The following is a 13,500-nucleotide window of genomic DNA, read 5'->3' as shown; positions in this document are numbered from 1 at the left end:
GCTCAGCGGCCGTCGAAGGCGTCGAGGATCCGCTGCGCGGCGAGGGCCGGCGTCAGCGAGCCGTCCTGCACCGACGCCTCGACGCCGAACCGGACGGACCGGACACCGTCGGAATGCTCGACCCGCCCGAGGATCGCGTCCCGGACCATCGTCCAGGTCCAGTCGACCTGCTGCTGCCGGCGGCGGCGGTCGAACTCCCCCGCCTCCTGCAGCGTGCTGCGGTGCCGGAGCACGGCGTCCCAGAACTCGGGGATGCCTGTGCCCTCGACGGCGCTCTGCGTGAGCACGGGCGGGCGCCAGAGGGAGCCGCGCGGGTGGATCAGGCGCAGCGCGCTCGACAGCTCGCGGGCGGCGACGCGCGCCTCGACGACGTGATCCCCGTCGGCCTTGTTGACCGCCACCACGTCGGCGAGCTCGAGCACGCCCTTCTTGATGCCCTGCAGCTGGTCGCCGGTGCGGGCCAGCGTGAGGAAGGTGAACGTGTCCACCATGTTCGCGACGGTGACCTCGGACTGCCCGACGCCGACGGTCTCGACCAGGATCACGTCGAAGCCGGCGGCCTCCATGAGCACCATCGTCTCGCGGGTGGCCTTCGCGACCCCGCCGAGCGTGCCCGAGGTGGGCGACGGCCGGATGTACGCGCGCGGGTTCACGGCGAGGGTGCCCATGCGCGTCTTGTCGCCCAGGATGGATCCGCCGCTCCGCGTGGACGACGGGTCCACGGCGAGCACGGCGACCTTGTGCCCCAACGAGATCAGGTGGTTGCCCAGGGCCTCGATGGTGGTCGACTTCCCCACCCCGGGCACGCCGGTGATCCCCACGCGGGTGGCGATCGGCGCGTCCGGTCCCGGCGTCACCGCGAGCAGCAGCTCCTGGGCGAGGGCCTGATGGTCGGGGCGCCGGGACTCGACGAGGGTGATGGCGCGCGCCAGCACGGCGCGCTTGTCGGCCCGGACCCCGTCCGCGAGTTCGGCGACGGTGATCACGCCAGCTGGTACCCCAGCTTGTTCCCCAGCTCGTGCAGCAGGTTCACCGCCGCGTCGGCGATGACGGTGCCGGGCGGGTAGATCGCCGAGGCGCCGGCCGCGTACAGCTCGTCGAAGTCGCCCGGCGGGATGACGCCGCCCACCACGATCGTGATGTCGGGACGGCCGACCTCCGCGAGCGCGTCGCGCAGCGCGGGCACCAGCGTGAGGTGCCCCGCGGCGAGCGACGAGACACCGACGACGTGCACGTCGTTGTCGGCGGCCTGCTGCGCGACCTCCTCCGGGGTGGAGAACAGCGGGCCCACGTCGACGTCGAAGCCGAGGTCGGCGAACGCGGTGGCGATCACCTTCTGGCCTCGGTCGTGGCCGTCCTGGCCCATCTTGGCGATGAGCACGCGGGGGCGGCGACCGTCGGCCTCCTCGAACTTCTCGACCAGCTCGGTGGCCGTCTGGATGTTGCCGGCCGCGCCGGCCTCGTCGCGGTACACGCCACTGAGCGTACGGATCTCGGCCTGGTGGCGGCCGTAGACCTGCTCGAGTGCGTCCGAGATCTCGCCGACGGTGGCCTTCGCCCGCGCCGCGTCGATCGCCAGCGCCAGGAGGTTGTTCTCCATGCCGCCCTCGGCGGAGCCCGCGGCGCGGGTGAGGTTCGCCAGGGCGGCCTTGACGGCCTCGGGGTCGCGCTCGGCGCGCAGCTGCTCGAGCTTCGCGAGCTGCTCGGTGCGGACCTTCGAGTTGTCGACCTTGAGGAGCTCGATCGCGGTGTCCTCGGCGACCTGGTACTTGTTCACGCCGATCACGGGCTGGCGGCCCGAGTCGATGCGGGCCTGGGTGCGGGCCGCGGCCTCCTCGATGCGCAGCTTCGGGATGCCCTCGCTGATGGCCTTGGCCATGCCACCGTGCTCGGCGACCTCGCGGATGTGGGCGCGGGCGCGCTCGGCGAGCTCGTGGGTGAGCGTCTCGACGTAGTAGGAGCCGCCCCACGGGTCGATCGGCCGGGTGGTGCCCGACTCCTGCTGCAGCACGAGCTGCGTGTTGCGGGCGATGCGGGCGGAGAAGTCCGTCGGCAGCGCGATCGCCTCGTCGAGCGCGTTGGTGTGCAGCGACTGGGTGTGCCCCTGCGTCGCCGCCATCGCCTCGACGCAGGTGCGGGCCACGTTGTTGAAGACGTCCTGCGCGGTGAGCGACCAGCCCGAGGTCTGCGAGTGCGTGCGCAGCGACAGCGACTTGGCGTTCTTCGCGTCGAACTCGGCGACGAGCTCGCTCCACAGCAGGCGCGCGGCGCGGAGCTTGGCGACCTCCATGAAGAAGTTCATGCCGATGCCCCAGAAGAAGGAGAGGCGCGGCGCGAACTTGTCGACGTCGAGGCCCGCGTCGATGCCGGCCTTGATGTACTCGACACCGTCGGCCAGCGTGTACGCGAGCTCCAGATCGGCCGTCGCCCCGGCCTCCTGGATGTGGTAGCCGGAGATGGAGATCGAGTTGAACTTCGGCATCATCTGCGAGGTGTACCCGAAGATGTCCGAGATGATCCGCATCGAGGGCGCGGGCGGATAGATGTAGGTGTTCCGCACCATGAACTCTTTGAGGATGTCGTTCTGGATGGTGCCCGCGAGCTTCTCCGGGCCCACGCCCTGCTCCTCGGCCGCCACCACGTAGAGCGCGAGGATCGGCAGCACCGCGCCGTTCATCGTCATCGAGACGGAGACGCCGCCCAGGTCGATGCCGTCGAACAGCTGCCGCATGTCGAGGATCGAGTCGATCGCCACGCCGGCCATGCCCACGTCGCCGGTGACGCGCGGGTGGTCGGAGTCGTACCCGCGGTGGGTCGCGAGGTCGAAGGCGACCGAGAGGCCCTTCTGGCCGGCGGCGAGGTTGCGCCGGTAGAAGGCGTTGGACTCGGCGGCGGTGGAGAAGCCGGCGTACTGCCGGATCGTCCACGGCTGGTTGACGTACATCGTCGGGTACGGGCCGCGGATGAACGGCACCGCGCCCGGGTACGAATCGACGGGGTAACCGGCCTCGGCGACGGCGTCGCGGTCCGCGCGGGTGTAGACCGGCTTGACGTCGATGCCCTCCGGGGTGGTCCAGGTGAGCTGGTCCGGGGTGTACGCGTAGGCCGCGGCCGAGGCGTCGACGAAGGCGTCCACGTCCGCGCTCGACGGCGCGGCGGCGGGCAGCTCCTCGAAGGGGACGTCGGCGAAACTGCCGATGGTGGTGTCAGTCATCTCATGCCCCCAGCCGGGTCAGCAGATCGTCGAGCGCTGCGGCGGCGTCGATCTTCGCGTGCAGGTAGATGTCGATGAGGCCGTCGTCGACGGTGCCCGGCGCGCCCGCGAGCAGCACGAGCGCACCCTCGTCGCGCAGGGAGCGGGCCAGGGCCTCGCCCTCGGCGGCGTACCCCGCGTCGGAGCCGGCCAGCGCGGCGATCGCCGCACCCGCCGTGCCGTCGAGCGTGGCGGCGCCGGCGGCCTGCTCGGCAGCGTCCAGCACCGTCTCGATGCCGCCGGAGGCGAGCAGGTTGGTCAGGAAGGTCGACCGGCCGTTGTGCTGCGCGACGGTGCCGATGGTCACCATCCGGATCCGCGGGCGGACGCCGTGCTCGCGCAGGAAGGCGTCGGAGCGGGCCCGCAGCGCCTCGAAGGGCGCGGCGTACGACCGCACGACGGGGCCGTTCGTCGCGGCCGACGGTGCCACGGGCGGCTCGGCCAGGTTGGGGAACTCGTTGACGCCGGTGAGCTTCTTGGCGCGCCGGGCGACGGCGGCGTCGCGACGGTCGGCGGACTCGCCGAGCTGCGCCGCGATCGTCTCCTCGGCGGCACCGCGGGCGAAGCCACCCGCGGCCTCGGTGGACTGGAAGACGCCCCACGCCGCGCGCGCGAGGTCGTCGGTGAGCGACTCGACGTGCCACGAGCCCGCGCCGGGATCGACGACGCGGCCGAGGTTCGATTCCTCGAGCAGCAGCAGCTGCGTGTTGCGGGCGATGCGTCGGGCGAAGGCGGGCGAGTAGCCCTCGACGCCACCGGGCAGGGCCTCGTCGTAGTCGAGGGTGGTGACGTAGTCGGCGCCGCCCAGGCCCGCGCCGAAGGCGGCGACGGTGGTGCGGAGCAGGTTCACCCACGGATCGCGCTGCGTCGTCGCGGCCAGCGAGGTGACGGCGTGCACGGGCGCGTTCCCGGCCTCGGGCGCGCCGAGATGCTGCGCGACGCGGGCCCAGACGGTGCGCCAGGCGCGGATCTTCGCGAGGGTGAGGAACTGGTCGTCGGTCGCGGCCAGGCGGATCGTGAGCTGGTTCAGGGCGGCGGCGGTGGTCAGGCCCGCCGCGGTGAGCGCGCGGACCTGGTCGAGCGCGGCGGCCGCCGTCAGGCCCAGCTCCTGCGCGGCCGTGGCGCCGGCGTTGTGGAGGTCGGCGCCGTCGACCAGGAGGGCGCGGACGTCCTCGGTGCGCGCGTCCGCCGCGCGGGCCAGGTCGAGCGCCTCGTCGACGGAGACGTCGGCGCGGCCGACGACCTGCGAGGTCAGCGGCGCGGCGCCGAGGCTGACCCGGACCAGGTCGGCGCGGTAGGCGTCGGACTCGGCGGCCCTGTCGAGCGCGGCGTAGACCTGCGCCGCCGCGTCCGCGGCGCGACCGCCCGCGGTGAGCAGGATCGGCGCCATGTCCGGGTAGACGCCCTCGAGGAGCGGCGCGGGATCGGGCCGGGTGAGCCACAGCGCGCTCGCACCGGACTCCAGCGCCCCCAGCACGTCCGCGGCGTCGGTGGTGCCGTCGAAGCGCTCCGCGACCTTCCAGCCCAGCCGCACGTCCGGGGTGGGGTTGCCGCCGCGCACGAACGGGAAGGCGCCGGGCAGCGGCGCCTCGGGCAGCTCGTCGCGCTGCGAGTACAGCGGCGCGACCTGCACGCCGTCGTCCTCGGTGGGAGTCGTCAGTGCGGCGATCGGATCCTCGGGCGGCGTGCCGCCGCGCGACTTCGCGAGCACGGCGCCGACGGACTCGCGCCATGCGTCGTAGGGACTGTCCACCACGTGGGCCTCCTCACCTGTGGCCGCGCACACGCACGGCCGCGCACCCGCCGTCGCGTCACAACGGCGTCCGAGAACCCACGTTAACCGATTGCTCTTGCTACGCCCCAGTAGGGTCGTCCCGTGGGTGCCAACGAATCTCGGATCCGGCCCGGCGACCGCGGGCTGCTGGTCCGAGCGGTCGTCGGTGGCGCCGTGATCCTCGGGCTCGTCGCGCTCGGCATGCTGCTGCCGCACCCCGGCGCGGCCACGATCCGGGCCTGGGCGGATTCGACGGGGCCCTGGTTCCTCGCCCTCTTCTTCCTCGCGCACGCGGTCGTCACGGTGTTCCCGATCCCGCGGACCGTCTTCACCGTCTCGGCGGGATTCCTGTTCGGGCCCGTCGTGGGGATCGCGGTGTGCATGGCGGCGTCGACGGTCGCGGCGTCGATCGCCTTCCTCGGCGTCCGCGAGATCGACCGGCGCCACCCGTCGCGGGTGATCGCGCGGGCCCGGGAGCACCGCGCCTACGCGCCGATCGCCGCCCGGCTCCGGGCCCGCGGGTGGCTTGCCGTCGGGTCGCTGCGGCTCATCGCGGCGGCGCCGTTCTCGCTCGTCAACTACGCGTCCGCGCTCTCGCCGGTGCGGTTCTGGCCGTACTTCGGTGCGACGGTCGCGGGGCTCGCGCCCGGCACCATCGCCGTCGTGCTGTTGGGCGACGCGCTGACCGGGGAATCCTCACCGTGGCTCGTGGTGATCAGCGGCGCCCTCATGGCGACGGGCATCGCAGGGCTGCTCCTCGACGCCCGCATGCCCGCAAGGCCTGAGACTTGATATCCGCGGAGGCAAGCCCGCGAGCTTGCCGCGAAGTGCACACACCGCTCAAGTCGGGTGCGGCACGCCGGACCGCGGTCCCCAGCCCGTTTCCGCCTCGTCATACCGTCGCAACGGAATGACGAGGTGGAAACGATCGCGGGAGCCGGTCGTGCACTCGCCGGCGATCACGATTCGGCTCCGCTGCTGAGGCCGATCCCTACGCGTCGAGCAGGGCCGGGATGTCGACGACGCCGCCGAGCACGTGGTCGGCGCCGGCGTCCGCGAGCACCTGCGGGTCGGCTTTGCCGGTGAGCACGCCGACGGAGACGGCGCCGGCATTGTTCGCCGCCTGCACGTCGACGGCGGTGTCCCCCGCGGCGAGCACGCGGCGGACGTCGCGGACGCCGGTGCGCTCCATCGCGCGGTGGATCATGTACGGCGCCGGGCGGCCCGCGGCCACGTCGGACGTGGTGACCACGGCGTCGACGACCGCGTCGGCGCCGTCGCCGATCTTCCAGCCGAGCGCGGCGAGGAGCGGGAGGGCGACGGCATCGTCGAACCCGGTGGTCAGGGCGATCTTGATCCCGCGCCCGCGGAGCTCGGCGAGCGCGGCGGGCACGCCCTCGATGGCGGTGGGCGGCGTCGCGGCGTAGGCCTCCTGCAGTCGCTCCCGGAAGCGGGCGAAGCCCGCGTCGACGCGCTCGGGGGTGGGCTCGACGCCGCCGAGGCGGAGCAGGTTGGTGATCGCCTCCACCTTGTCGGTACCCATCCACACCTGCAGGTCGGCCTGCGCGACGGTGGCCCCGCCGTCCTCGACGGCGCCGCGGAGCGCCTCGTAGACGGCGCCACCGTCGTCGATCGTCGTGCCGGCCATGTCCAGCGCGACGAGGTCGATGGTGCGGGCGGGTGCGGTCATGCGTCTCTCCTGACGGGTACGGATCGCAACGCCGGCGGGTTCGCCGTGGGCGCTGCGAAGAGTCGGTTCTCGACGATCACGGTGGTCACGCCGGGGACGTAGCGGTCCTCGCCGTATTCGACGACGTCGCCGGCGGCGTCGGTGGTGGTGCGGCGGACGCGCAGCAGTGGGGCGCCCTCCGTGAGGCCGAGCTGCGCCGCGTCCTCGGCGGTCGCGGCGACGGCATCGATCTGATGGGTGGAGGCGTAGAGGTCGGCGCCGGCGTCCAGGAGGAAGCGGTTCACGGAGCCGGCGTCGGGGTCGAACTCCATGAGCCGCTTGCCCAGCGACCAGACGAAGTACATGGTCTCGCAGAGCGCGGGGGCACCGTCGAGCGTGCGGACACGGCGGAGCTCCAGAACGGGCTCCCCCGGCTTCACCTGCAGGCGCTCGGCGATGTCCGGGGACGCGGGGACGCGGGCCTGGAGGGTGGTGCGCTGTCCGGGCTCGCGGCCCTGTTCGCGGGCCCACGCGGTGAACGAGCCGAGGGCGCTGGCGCTGTGGCTGGGGACGTTGCGGCGGACGATCGGGGAGCGGCCCTGACCGCCGACGATCAGGCCCTCCGCGCGCAGGGTGGCCAGCGCCTGGCGCACCGGCCCGCGCGAGGTGCCGAACTCCTCGCACAACAGCGCCTCGCTGGGCGCCTGCTCGCCCTCCGGCCAGCGGCCGGAGGCGATGCGCGCACGGAACTCCGCGGCGAGGCGTTGATGAAGGGGGTGAGCTGCAACCACGCCATTGAGTATACAAGTGAAAGCGTGCCCCACCTGCACGGTCGATGAACGGCAGATGAACGGCTGCATTACCTGGATGTACATCGAACCAACTTGTATAGACATCGAGCGATCTGTCTTGCCAAGGGCAGCGCCGGGACGCCACGCTGAGAGCCATGAACACCACAACGGACGTCCTCGTCGTCGGCGCCGGCATCGTGGGCCTGGCGCACGCCGTGGAGGCGCTCGACCGGGGCCTCACGGTCACCGTCGTCGAGCGGGACAGCCGCGCCGTGGGCGCCTCCATCCGCAACTTCGGGCACGCGTGCGTGACCGGGCAGTCGGGCGACCTCGCCGAGCTCGCGCACCTGGCGCGGGAGCGCTGGCTCGACCTGGACGGTCGCGCAGGCCTCGGTGCCCGCGCCACGGGCGGCCTCGCCGTCGCCCGCCACGCCACCGAGCTCGCCGTCCTCGAGGAGCTGGCCGCGGCCCGGCCCGGCGAGGTCGCCCTCCGCACCGCCGGCGAGGTCCGGGCCGAACTCCCGGGCGGCGGAGCGGACGACGTCATCGGCGGCGCCGCGCTCCTCGCGGACCTGCGGGTGGACCCGCGGGTCACCGTCGCGCGACTGGCCGCCTGGGTCGACGCGCAGCCCGGCGCCGAGGTCCGCTTCGGCACCGCCTACCTCGGCTTCGATGGCGCCCGTGCCCACACCAGCCGCGGCCCCATCGAGGCGCAGCGCGTGATCGTCTGCGTCGGGCACGACCTCGACCACCTGTACCCCGACCTCGCCGAGGAGCACCGCGTGCAGCGGTGCGCTCTGCAGATGGCCCGCGCCGCGGATCCCGGCGCCGTCGTCACGCCCGCCGTCCTCACCGCGACCTCGCTCCTGCGCTACCCCGCCTTCGCCGAGACCACGGCGGCCGCGGCGCTCCGGACCCGGATGGCGGCCGACCGGCCCGACCTGCTGGACATCGACGCGAACGTCATGTTCACCCAGCGTCCCGACGGCACATTGCTCATCGGCGACTCGCACCACACCGAGCGCACCGTCGCCCCGTTCCTCGACGAGACGGTCACCGAGACCCTCCGCGCAGAGGCCGCCCGCGTCCTGGGCGTCGACGGGCTGCGGATCATCGAGCGCTGGCAGGGCGTCTATGCCACGAGCCCCCTGCGCCCCTACCTCGTCGCCGAGCCGGAGGAGCGCCTCAGCGTGCGCATCGTGACCTCCGGCGTCGGTATGACCATCGCCCACGGCCTCGCCCGGCGGCACTTCCCGAGCTGACCGACCGAACACCTCCGTCACACCCCACTCCCCCCACCTCCGCAGCACTGAGAACGAAGGGCACTCCCCCATGCGCATCACCCGATCCCTCTCCGCGATCACGGCCGTGGCCGCGGTCTTCGCGGTCGCCGCGTGCGGCGGCACCGGCGGCGGCGCCGCCTCGTCGGACACCGTCACCGTCTACAGCGCCGACGGCCTCGGCGATTGGTACAAGGCCGAGTTCGAGGACTTCACCCAGCGCACCGGCGTCAAGGTCGCGCTCGTCGAGGCCGGCTCGGGCGAGGTCGTCTCCCGCGCCCAGAAGGAGAAGGCGAACCCGCAGGTCGACGTCCTCGTCACCCTGCCGCCGTTCATCCAGCAGGCCCAGCAGCAGGGATCCCTCGTGAAGTCCGAGGTCGACACGTCGGCGGTGCCGGCGGAGCTCAAGGCCGCCGACGGGACGTACGTCGCCGTGGTCAACAACTACTTCGCGATGATCCGGAACACCGCGGCCCAGCCGAAGCCCGCCGACTGGGCCGAGTTCACCGGCCCGGCCTTCGCGCAGAAGATCCAGTACTCGACGCCCGGCAAGGCCGGCGACGGCACCGCCCTGCTGCTCCTGTTGCAGCACGTCATGGGCAAGGAGGCCGCGCTGAAGTACCTCGCCGACCTCCAGCCGAACAACGTCGGCCCGTCGACGTCCACCGGCAAGCTCGGCCCGAAGACCTCCAAGGGCGAGCTGACCGTCGCCAACTCCGACGTCCAGATGGCGCTGGCCGCGATCGCCGCCGACAAGGTGGCCTACGAGGTCTTCTACCCGACCTGGGGCGGCAAGCGGACCACGCTGCCGCTGCCGTACTACATGGGCCTCGCCGACAAGGCTCCCCACGCCGCCAACGGCAAGAAGCTCATGGAGCACCTGCTGTCCAAGGACGTCCAGCAGAACGTTCCGGCTCGCGCCTGGGGCGCGCCGGTCCGCTCCGACGTGACCGCCTCCGGCCCCGAGGCCGACGCCTTCCGCAAGGCCCTCGACGGCGTCGAGATCTGGTACCCGAACTGGGACGAGGTCCTCGGCGGGCTGGACGCCGACGTCAAGGCGTACGAGAAGGCCACGGGTCAGTGACCGCGCCCAAGAACGCCCGCTCCACCGCGGTCCCGTCCGTGCCCAAGGGCCTCGACGACGAGGCCGTGGACCGGACGGTCCGCCGGACGGTGGCGGTCGGTGTCCAGAACGTGAGCGTCACCTACGGCGACACGGTCGCCCTGCAGGACTGCAGCTTCGAGGTTGCGCGCGGCGAGACCGTCGCCCTGCTCGGGCCGTCAGGGTCGGGAAAGTCCACCGCCCTCAAGGCGATCGCCGGCTTCGAGCGGGTCTCGTCCGGCACCGTGACCATCGACGGCCGCGACGTCACGCACCTCTCGCCCGCCCGGCGCGGCATCGGCATCGTCGTGCAGAGCTACGCCCTGTTCCCCCATATGACCGTCGCGAAGAACGTGGCCTTCGGCCTGCGCTCGCGCGGCGCCGACCGGTCGGCGATCGCGCCCCGCGTCGCGGAGGTGCTCGGCATGGTCGGCATGGCGGAGTACGCGGATCGCCTGCCGCGGCAGCTGTCCGGCGGCCAGCAGCAGCGCGTCGCGATCGCCCGCGCGCTGGCCACCCGGCCGAACGTCGTGCTGCTCGATGAGCCGCTCTCCGCGCTCGACGCGGGGATGCGCAAGGACATGCTCGGCGAGCTGCAGCGCCTGCGCGCCGAGCTGCCCGACGTCGCGATGGTCTACGTGACGCACGACCAGAGCGAAGCCCTCGCCCTGGCGGACCGGGTCGCGATCATGCGCGACGCCCGGCTCGAGGCGATCGGCACCACCGACGAGCTCTTCCACCGCCCGCCGACGCGATTCACCGCGACCTTCCTCGGCGGCGCGGACGTCCTGCCGGGCGGGGCGCTGCGCACCTCGCGGCCGCTGCCCGACGGCGACCACCTCCTCGCGGTCCGGCCGTGGGCCTGGCGGTTCACGCGGACGGCACCGTCGAACGGCCTGCGGGTGACCGTCGAGCAGGAGCAGTGGCGCGGCGCGGTCCGGCACGTGACGGCGCGCGTCGCCGACGCGGGCGCGACGATCGGCGTCGACGTGCCGGTGCTCACCGAGGCACCGCTCAAGGCGGAGACGCTGTGGGTCGAGGTCGACCCCGCGGACGTGATGGTGGTGCCGCAGTGACCGCGGTGCTCGACGCGCCGCCCGCTCCCCCGGCGCGGGCCGGCGGACCCTCGTTCGCGGTGCCGCGCTGGGTCTGGGTGCTGCCGCCGGTGGCGTTCATCCTCGTCGCGGTCGTGTATCCCCTGGTCGGGATCGTCGCGCGCACGTTCACCGACAAGGCGGAGCGCCCGGCGGGATTCACGACTTGGCGCGAGCCCCTCACCGACGGTGCCGTGCTCAGCGCCCTGGGCACGACGGTGAAGGTCGCGGCCCTGTCGACGGCGGGCTGCCTCGTCGCGGGCACGTTCCTCGCGCTGGTGCTGGCGTTCGTGCCCTTCCCCGGCGCCGCGACGGTCGGACGGCTGATCGAGGTCGTGGTCTCGTTCCCGAGCTTCCTCATCCCGCTGGCGCTGGGCGTCCTGCTGGGCCCGGTGGGCGTCGCGCAGTCGCTGGGCGTGCCGACGGGGTCGTTCACGACGTCGCTGTGGGGTGTCGTGCTCGCCGAGATCGCCTTCTACACGCCATTCGTGGTGCGGCCGATGCTCGCCGCGTTCGGCCAGTTCCCGACGGTGCAGATCGACGTGGCGTCGTCGCTGGGCGCCGGCCCGCTGCGGATCATCGCCCGCGTCATCCTGCCCGCCGTGCTCCCGGCGCTGGCCGCCGCGGGCTCGCTGACCTTCCTGCTCACGCTGAACGAGTTCGGGATCGTGCTGTTCACCGGCGCCAAGGACGTCATCACGGTGCCGATGCTCATCTACACCCGCTCGATCGTGGGCCAGGACTTCGCCTCGGCGGCGGTCCTCGCCACGGTGCAGCTGGTCATCTCCATCGGCGCGTACGTCGCGTACCGCCTGCTCATGAAGAAGGGGGTGCGCTGATGCTGGTGCGCAATCCGGCGGCCCGCGTGGCCGTGTGGGCGGTCTTCGCCGTCGTCCTGCTGACGCTGGTGGTCACGCCGGTCGCCGTCACCGTGATCACGGCGTTCAGCGCGAGCTGGACCTCGGTCCTTCCCGCCGCCCTGACGACGGACCACGTCGCCGACGTCTTCACGCCCGAGAACGCCGCGAGCATCGGGGTCTCGGTCCAGACCGCGCTCCTGGCGTCCGCGCTCGCGGTGGTGGCCGGCACCTGGGCGGCGCTGGCGGTACCGAGCCTGCCCGGCCGGCTCCGCGGCGCGGTCGACGCGTTCTTCCACCTGCCCGTGGCCGTGCCGTCGGTGGTGGTCGGTCTCGGTGTGCTCGTGGCCTTCTCGGCGCCGCCGCTGGTGCTGGGCGGCACCCCGTCGATCGTGATCCTGGTGCAGGCGATCCTCGTCTTCGCGTTCGCCTACTCGATGGTGTCGGCGGCGGTCTCGCAGCTCGATCCGATGCTGGACAAGGTCGGCGGCTCCCTCGGGGCGTCGTCGCTGCGCCTGCTGCTGACGGTGCGCCTGCCGCTGCTGCTGCCGTCGATCGCCGCGGCGGCCGGACTGTCGGTGGCGCTCTGCATGGGCGAGCTCGGCGCGACGATCATGGTCTACCCCGCCTCGTGGCGGACGCTGCCCGTCACGGTGTTCACCCAGTCCGACCGCGGCGACCTGTTCGGCGCGGCCGCGAACACCATGTTCCTCGTGCTGGTCACCGTGGCGATCCTCGGCGTGCTCTCGGCGTTCCGGCGGCGCGCCCGCTAGCGACCGCCAGCAAGGTATCGACCACCTCGCGCGGTGCGGCGTCCTTACGCCGCACCGCGCGCAGGCGTCGGTGCAGGTCGACGCCCTCGGTGGGGATCTCGACGAGCCGGCCGTCGCGCAGCTCCGCGGCGACCGCGAGCTCGCTGAGCACCGCGGCCCGCCCGCCCGCGGCGACCATGATCTTCACGGCGGCGTTCGTGCCGAGCGCGATGGATCGCGGATCCGGCTCGAACCCCGCCCGCCGCAGCGCCGCCTCGAGCGCGTCGCGGGTCCCGGCGCCCGGCTCGCGGGTCACCAACGGCAGCTCCGCGAGTTCCGCCGCGGTGAGCGGCCGGTCGTCACGCCGCCGGGCCAGACGGTCCCCGGGAGCTGCGACCAGCACCATCCGGTCGGTCCGGACGGTGCGTGAGGCGAGGTCGTCGGGCACCGTCGGGCCCTCGATGAAGCCCAGGTCGGCGACGTGGCCGCGCACGTCCGCGACGACGGCCGCAGAGTTTCCGACGGTGAGGTGCACCGGCTCGTCGGTGTGCTCGCGCAGCCGGGCCAACCACGCCGGCATGAGGTACTCGGCGATCGTCTGGCTGCACGCGATGCGCACGGTGTGGTCGAACCGGAGGGCCTCGGCACCGGTCTGCAGCGCGTCCATCGCGGCCGTCACCGAGCGGGCCCACTCGGTGACCGCGGCGCCCTCGGGCGTGAGCTCGGCGCCGCGGGTGCGCCGATCCAGCAGATCGAGCCGGAGCTGCCGTTCCAGGTGGCGCAGGCGCGAGCTGGCGCTCGGCTGGGAGATCGAGCACGCGCGCGCCGCCGCGGAGATCGAGCCGAGATCGGCGACGGCCACCAGGAGGCGGAGCGATTCCACGGACGGCGTTTCCATAGCGTGAGTCTATGGGTAGATAGGCGCCCT

General features: G+C 73.1%; 12 protein-coding genes. 6 read left to right on the top strand and 6 right to left on the bottom strand.

Annotated elements, in window-relative coordinates; all coding sequences use genetic code 11:
- Positions 1-2 precede the first annotated feature (2 nt).
- From meaB to BLW32_RS12580, 3 genes are read right to left on the bottom strand one after another with little or no spacing between them, the layout of a single operon-like run.
- Positions 3-983 carry a methylmalonyl Co-A mutase-associated GTPase MeaB gene (meaB, locus tag BLW32_RS12590; RefSeq protein ID WP_082791485.1) on the bottom strand — a complete coding sequence of 327 codons (981 nt, stop codon included), beginning with the start codon at positions 981-983 and terminating at the stop codon, positions 3-5.
- Positions 983-3,214 carry a methylmalonyl-CoA mutase gene (scpA, locus tag BLW32_RS12585; RefSeq protein ID WP_068741962.1) on the bottom strand — a complete coding sequence of 744 codons (2,232 nt, stop codon included), beginning with the start codon at positions 3,212-3,214 and terminating at the stop codon, positions 983-985. Before scpA ends, meaB begins: the two co-directional genes overlap by 1 nt.
- A 1-nt stretch (position 3,215) precedes the next feature.
- Complete coding sequence (locus BLW32_RS12580) at positions 3,216-5,009, bottom strand: methylmalonyl-CoA mutase family protein (RefSeq protein ID WP_068741963.1); 1,794 nt, start codon at positions 5,007-5,009, stop codon at positions 3,216-3,218.
- Between the two features lie 120 nt (positions 5,010-5,129).
- On the opposite strand from BLW32_RS12580, the gene BLW32_RS12575 reads away from it, so the two are divergent.
- Complete coding sequence (locus BLW32_RS12575; protein WP_225535487.1) at positions 5,130-5,819, top strand: TVP38/TMEM64 family protein; 690 nt, start codon at positions 5,130-5,132, stop codon at positions 5,817-5,819.
- A gap of 199 nt (positions 5,820-6,018) precedes the next feature.
- On the opposite strand, the gene BLW32_RS12570 is transcribed toward BLW32_RS12575, so the two are convergent.
- Complete coding sequence (locus BLW32_RS12570) at positions 6,019-6,717, bottom strand: phosphonatase-like hydrolase (protein ID WP_068741964.1); 699 nt, start codon at positions 6,715-6,717, stop codon at positions 6,019-6,021.
- Positions 6,714-7,487 carry a GntR family transcriptional regulator gene (locus BLW32_RS12565; protein WP_068741965.1) on the bottom strand — a complete coding sequence of 258 codons (774 nt, stop codon included), beginning with the start codon at positions 7,485-7,487 and terminating at the stop codon, positions 6,714-6,716. The genes BLW32_RS12570 and BLW32_RS12565 overlap by 4 nt, the downstream gene beginning before the upstream one ends.
- A 155-nt stretch (positions 7,488-7,642) precedes the next feature.
- Here BLW32_RS12565 and BLW32_RS12560 point away from each other — a divergent pair, with 155 nt between their 5' ends.
- The 5 genes from BLW32_RS12560 to BLW32_RS12540 all read left to right on the top strand — a co-directional run bounded on the left by BLW32_RS12560 (position 7,643) and on the right by BLW32_RS12540 (position 12,593).
- The gene (locus tag BLW32_RS12560; protein WP_068741966.1) at positions 7,643-8,749 is read left to right on the top strand and encodes a TIGR03364 family FAD-dependent oxidoreductase; all 1,107 of its coding nucleotides are present in this window, start codon (positions 7,643-7,645) and stop codon (positions 8,747-8,749) included.
- A gap of 70 nt (positions 8,750-8,819) precedes the next feature.
- Complete coding sequence (locus tag BLW32_RS12555; protein ID WP_068741967.1) at positions 8,820-9,851, top strand: 2-aminoethylphosphonate ABC transporter substrate-binding protein; 1,032 nt, start codon at positions 8,820-8,822, stop codon at positions 9,849-9,851.
- Complete coding sequence (locus BLW32_RS12550; RefSeq protein WP_225535488.1) at positions 9,848-10,945, top strand: ABC transporter ATP-binding protein; 1,098 nt, start codon at positions 9,848-9,850, stop codon at positions 10,943-10,945. Before BLW32_RS12555 ends, BLW32_RS12550 begins: the two co-directional genes overlap by 4 nt.
- On the top strand, positions 10,942-11,802 hold the full coding sequence (locus BLW32_RS12545; RefSeq protein WP_068741968.1) for a 2-aminoethylphosphonate ABC transporter permease subunit: 861 nt from the start codon (positions 10,942-10,944) through the stop codon (positions 11,800-11,802). The genes BLW32_RS12550 and BLW32_RS12545 overlap by 4 nt, the downstream gene beginning before the upstream one ends.
- On the top strand, positions 11,802-12,593 hold the full coding sequence (locus BLW32_RS12540; protein ID WP_068741969.1) for an ABC transporter permease: 792 nt from the start codon (positions 11,802-11,804) through the stop codon (positions 12,591-12,593). Before BLW32_RS12545 ends, BLW32_RS12540 begins: the two co-directional genes overlap by 1 nt.
- On the opposite strand, the gene BLW32_RS12535 is transcribed toward BLW32_RS12540, so the two are convergent.
- The gene (locus BLW32_RS12535) at positions 12,541-13,470 is read right to left on the bottom strand and encodes a LysR family transcriptional regulator (RefSeq protein ID WP_068741970.1); all 930 of its coding nucleotides are present in this window, start codon (positions 13,468-13,470) and stop codon (positions 12,541-12,543) included. The two genes, BLW32_RS12540 and BLW32_RS12535, sit on opposite strands and share 53 nt — an antisense overlap.
- Positions 13,471-13,500: the final 30 nt, after the last annotated feature.

It is taken from the genome of Tsukamurella tyrosinosolvens (genome assembly GCF_900104775.1).
GTDB lineage: Bacteria > Actinomycetota > Actinomycetes > Mycobacteriales > Mycobacteriaceae > Tsukamurella > Tsukamurella tyrosinosolvens.
This window is presented reverse-complemented; position numbering and strand designations above follow the sequence as displayed.

What these genes read in the sequence shown, in the direction of transcription:
- scpA (WP_068741962.1), bottom strand. Translation starts at nt 3,214, where the DNA reads ATGACTGACACCACCATCGGCAGTTTCGCCGACGTCCCCTTCGAGGAG.
- BLW32_RS12570 (WP_068741964.1), bottom strand. Translation starts at nt 6,717, where the DNA reads ATGACCGCACCCGCCCGCACCATCGACCTCGTCGCGCTGGACATGGCC.
- BLW32_RS12560 (WP_068741966.1), top strand. Translation starts at nt 7,643, where the DNA reads ATGAACACCACAACGGACGTCCTCGTCGTCGGCGCCGGCATCGTGGGC.
- BLW32_RS12555 (WP_068741967.1), top strand. Translation starts at nt 8,820, where the DNA reads ATGCGCATCACCCGATCCCTCTCCGCGATCACGGCCGTGGCCGCGGTC.
- BLW32_RS12540 (WP_068741969.1), top strand. Translation starts at nt 11,802, where the DNA reads ATGCTGGTGCGCAATCCGGCGGCCCGCGTGGCCGTGTGGGCGGTCTTC.
- BLW32_RS12535 (WP_068741970.1), bottom strand. Translation starts at nt 13,470, where the DNA reads ATGGAAACGCCGTCCGTGGAATCGCTCCGCCTCCTGGTGGCCGTCGCC.